Source organism: Cupriavidus phytohabitans, from assembly GCF_017815025.1.
In the GTDB taxonomy this organism is placed as follows: domain Bacteria; phylum Pseudomonadota; class Gammaproteobacteria; order Burkholderiales; family Burkholderiaceae; genus Cupriavidus.
Window position 1 is genome coordinate 1 of the sequence record NZ_JAGIQB010000261.1, and the last position, 456, is coordinate 456.

The 456-nt window shown below is 62.9% G+C and carries 1 protein-coding gene; it reads left to right on the top strand.

The genetic code is table 11. The features are described from left to right. Positions 1–130 precede the first annotated feature (130 nt). Positions 131–456: IS66 family transposase (locus J8I34_RS34420; RefSeq protein ID WP_209808636.1), on the top strand; the 326-nt coding region annotated here is incomplete at its 3' end.

Here is a 456-nt window from a genome sequence, read left to right on the forward strand (position 1 = left end):
CTCTCAATGCTGCTGGAAGGCATCGACTGGCGACAGCCGGTGCGCACGGCGGAGCCGATCTCGGCGTTGTAAACCTGTCTGCCGGCGCGTAGACTGCTGGCATGACGACGGCGAACGCGCACCCGGACGAATCGAAGCGCTCAAGGCCCTGCTGCTGGAGCGCGATGCCCACATCGGGCATCTGCAAGACGTGCTCGAATCGCAGAAGGCAGCGACGGCAACGGACAAGGCGGAGATCGAGCATCTCAAGTTGCTGATTGCAAAGCTGCGCCGCATGCAGTTTGGTCGTCGCTCGGAGAAGCTGGACCGCCAGATCGAACAGCTCGAACTGCGCCTGGAAGAACTCGAGGCCGACGAAGGTGCCGCACCCATCGAGATCTCCAGGACGCCGCGTACGGCACCGGAACAGGTACAACGTAAGCCGTTGCCAGAACACCTGCCGCGCGAGATCCAGAC